The organism is Xanthomonas sp. SHU 308 (assembly GCF_000364645.1).
Classification (GTDB): domain Bacteria; phylum Pseudomonadota; class Gammaproteobacteria; order Xanthomonadales; family Xanthomonadaceae; genus Xanthomonas_A; species Xanthomonas_A sontii.
This window is the reverse complement of the sequence record NZ_AQOK01000416.1, coordinates 1-3,055: the sequence shown is the minus strand read 5'-3', so window position 1 is coordinate 3,055 and position 3,055 is coordinate 1. Positions and strand designations below refer to the sequence as shown.

General features: G+C 69.3%; 5 protein-coding genes. 3 read left to right on the top strand and 2 right to left on the bottom strand.

Translation table 11 applies throughout. The features are described 5' to 3' along the window. Positions 1 to 567 (top strand): PhzF family phenazine biosynthesis protein (locus D588_RS0113890; RefSeq protein ID WP_026143708.1); only part of this gene is annotated, 567 nt, incomplete at its 5' end. A gap of 96 nt (positions 568 to 663) precedes the next feature. Here D588_RS0113890 and D588_RS0113885 read toward each other — a convergent pair. After that, complete coding sequence (locus D588_RS0113885) at positions 664 to 1,269, bottom strand: glycine zipper 2TM domain-containing protein (protein WP_017916410.1); 606 nt, start codon at positions 1,267 to 1,269, stop codon at positions 664 to 666. Between the two features lie 233 nt (positions 1,270 to 1,502). After that, complete coding sequence (locus D588_RS0113880; RefSeq protein ID WP_017910837.1) at positions 1,503 to 1,934, bottom strand: OsmC family protein; 432 nt, start codon at positions 1,932 to 1,934, stop codon at positions 1,503 to 1,505. 288 nt (positions 1,935 to 2,222) lie between these two features. On the opposite strand from D588_RS0113880, the gene D588_RS0113875 reads away from it, so the two are divergent. Continuing rightward, complete coding sequence (locus D588_RS0113875) at positions 2,223 to 2,621, top strand: HU family DNA-binding protein (protein WP_026143706.1); 399 nt, start codon at positions 2,223 to 2,225, stop codon at positions 2,619 to 2,621. 142 nt (positions 2,622 to 2,763) lie between these two features. After that, the coding region (locus tag D588_RS0113870; protein WP_017916409.1) for a DUF533 domain-containing protein at positions 2,764 to 3,055 on the top strand (292 nt) is incomplete at its 3' end.

Here is a 3,055-nt window from a genome sequence, read left to right as displayed (position 1 = left end):
CCCCCCCCCCTGCCGCTGCGGGTCGACGTGGATGCCGGAGTGCGCAGCATCGCCATCCGCACCCCGCGCGCGCAGGTGGCCGAGATCGCCGATGCCGCGGATCCACGCCTGCAGGCGGCGCTGCGCGGCTGGACGCTGGGCGCGCTGCCGCCGGTGCGCATGGACGGCGGCCGCTGCTGGTGGCTGGTCGAAGTGGCCGACGAAGCCGCGCTGCGCGCGCTGGCGCCGGACTGGGATGCGATCGCCGCCCTGGCCGAAAGCACCGCCAGCATGGGCGTGTTCGCCTACGCGCGCGCCAGCGGCCAGGCCTATGCAGTGGCCGTGCGCGCCTTCGTCGGCAACGGCCGGCGCTTCGAGGATGCGGCCTCCGGCGCGGCCAATGCGGTGCTGGCGGCATGGCTGGATCACAGCAAGGCCCTGCCCGGCCAGGGTGGCCGCTACGTCGCCAGCCAGGGCCGCGAGGTCGGCCACGATGCGCTGCTGACGCTGTGCGTCGACGAGGCCGGCGAGGTGTGGTCCGGCGGACAGGTGCAGACGGTGATCGAAGGCCACATCGACTGGCCCTGATCGCCGGCCGCCGCCCCGCACCGCGGGCGCGAACGCACGCGCAAAAACAAAGGGCGCCTCGCAAGGAGGCGCCCTTTGTTTTAGTTGGGCAATACGTCAGTCGGGCAGGACGTCGACGCGGACGCGGATGCGATCGCCCGGAGGCGAGGCGGTGCGGGTGTGGTAGTAGCGGCCGCCGTATTCGTAGGTCACGTCGTAGCCGTCGACGCGGTCGTAGCGTTCGGTCCGATACGACACCGGGTCGCATTCGCGGACCACGCCGCCACCGTAGCCGCCGCCGTAGCCGCGGGTATTGCTGTCGTAGATCGAGCGGCCTGCCAGGCTGCCGAGCATGGTGCCGACGGCGGTGCCGACGAAACGGCCATTGCCGCCGCCGACGCGGCTGCCCAGCACGGCGCCGGCGATGCCGCCGACCACCGACGAGGCGGTGCGGCCGCCATCAGTACCGCGGTAGCCGTAGTCGCTGGCGTAGCTGCCCGAGGCCGGGCGGTCGTAACAGCGCTCGGTGGTCTCGCGCGGGCCGTTGACCTGCACCATGATCGGATCGGCGCGCACCACGCGCGCATATTCGTAGGTGCCGGACGCGTAGCCACGGTCGCGGTAGTCGTCGTAGCGGGTGTAACCGTAATCCTGCGCGGCGGCGGAGCCGATGACGCCGACAGCGAGCGCAGCGGTCAACAGACGGGTCGAGAGCTTGTTCATGGCGATGGTTCCAAGCGCGTGGATCGCGCGACTGCATGCTCGATCCGATGCGGTGAAACCAGACTGAATAGGGACGGCTGTGGCGCGCACATTTAGTGGCGCGACAGCTAGCGGACGATCGAGCCGTGCGGGACGGTGCAGAGGCGCAACGCGTCCTGGCCTGCCATCGGTAGCGCCGCAGGTGCGCCGCACGCGCGCGGCCCGGCATGCCGCCGGGCCGCGCCGGGGATTCCTCAGCCCAGTTCCGCTTCCAGGCTGATCGGCACCGCGCTCAGCGCCTTGGACACCGGGCAATTCTGCTTGGCGTCGTCGGCCACTTCGCGGAAGCGCGCGGCGTCGATGTTGGGCACCACGGCCTTGACCTTCAACCGGATCTGCGAGAGCTGGGGACCGCCTTCCATCGACAGGTCGACATCGGCGCGGGTGTCCAGCGCGGTCGGCGGGAAGCCGGCTTCGGTCAGCTTGGCCGACAGCGCCATGGTGAAGCAGCCGGCGTGCGCGGCGGCGATCAGTTCTTCCGGATTGGTGCCCTTCTCGTCGCCGAAGCGGCTGTTGAACGCATAGCGGGTGTTTTCCAGCAGGCCGCTCTGCGGCGTGTTCAACCGGCCCTGGCCGGTCTTGAGATCGCCTTCCCAATGCGCGGTGGCGTGACGCGAAATGCCCATGCGAGGCTCCTGTCGGTGAGTGGAGCGCGGACCATAGGGGAGGCGGCGTTACGGGCTTGTGCTTCCGCGCGAAGGCGGCGGCGGCGGCGCGAGGCAGCGAAAATGCCCTGGCGCATCGCCGCGGATGTGCCGGCATCGACGCCGTCCTCGGCAAAAAAGGCGTCGGTCGCGGCGAATATTCGCGTTTTTTGCTTCCGGCCTATTGGCGCGGCGTAGCACATGCCCTACATTTCGCCATGCCGACGGGGTCGGCGCGACCCAAACCACCAAATACGGAATCAGGACATCATGGCAAAGACCGCAAAAAAGGCTGCCCCGAAGAAGGCAGTGAAGAAGGTAGCGACCAAGGCTGCCGCCAAGCCGGCCGCTCCCAAGCCGATCAAGGACGTGCTGAGCAAGTCCGCGCTCGTCGCCCACATCGCCGAAACCAGCGGCGTGATCGCCAAGGACGTGCGCGCCGTGATGGCCTCGCTGGAGCACGCCGTGGCCGGTTCGGTCAGCAAGAAGGGCGCTGGCTCGTTCACCCTGCCGGGCCTGCTGAAGATCACCGCCGTCAGCGTGCCGGCCAAGCCGAAGCGCAAGGGCATCAACCCGTTCACCAAGGAAGAGCAGTGGTTCGCCGCCAAGCCGGCCACCACCAAGCTCAAGGTGCGCCCGCTGAAGAAGCTCAAGGACGCCGCGCTCTGAGCAGCGTCGCCTGATCCAGGCAAGCACACCGACGAGACGGCCCCGGCCGTCTCGTTTTTTTGTGTCTGCTGCGCACCTGGGTTGACGGCCCGCTAAGGCGACGGCCGCTATACCGGTGATTCCCTTCGACAGGATCACCTGCATGAAACTACAGGGCTTTCTCGATCAACTGCTGCAATCGGCGCAGGGCGCCGCCGGCCAGGCCATGGGCAAGACCGGCACCGCCGCTCCTGCCGCACCGGCGCACGCCGGCGCCGGCGGCCTGGGCGGCCTGCTCAACGCCGACTTCGGCAAGGGAGCCCTCAGCGGCGGCGCACTCGGCCTGCTGCTCGGCAAACACCGCACCACCCGCAAGCTGGCGACCTACGGCGGCCTGGCCGCGTTGGGGCTGATGGCCTATCGCGCCTACGGCGACTACCGCCGTCAGCAACTCG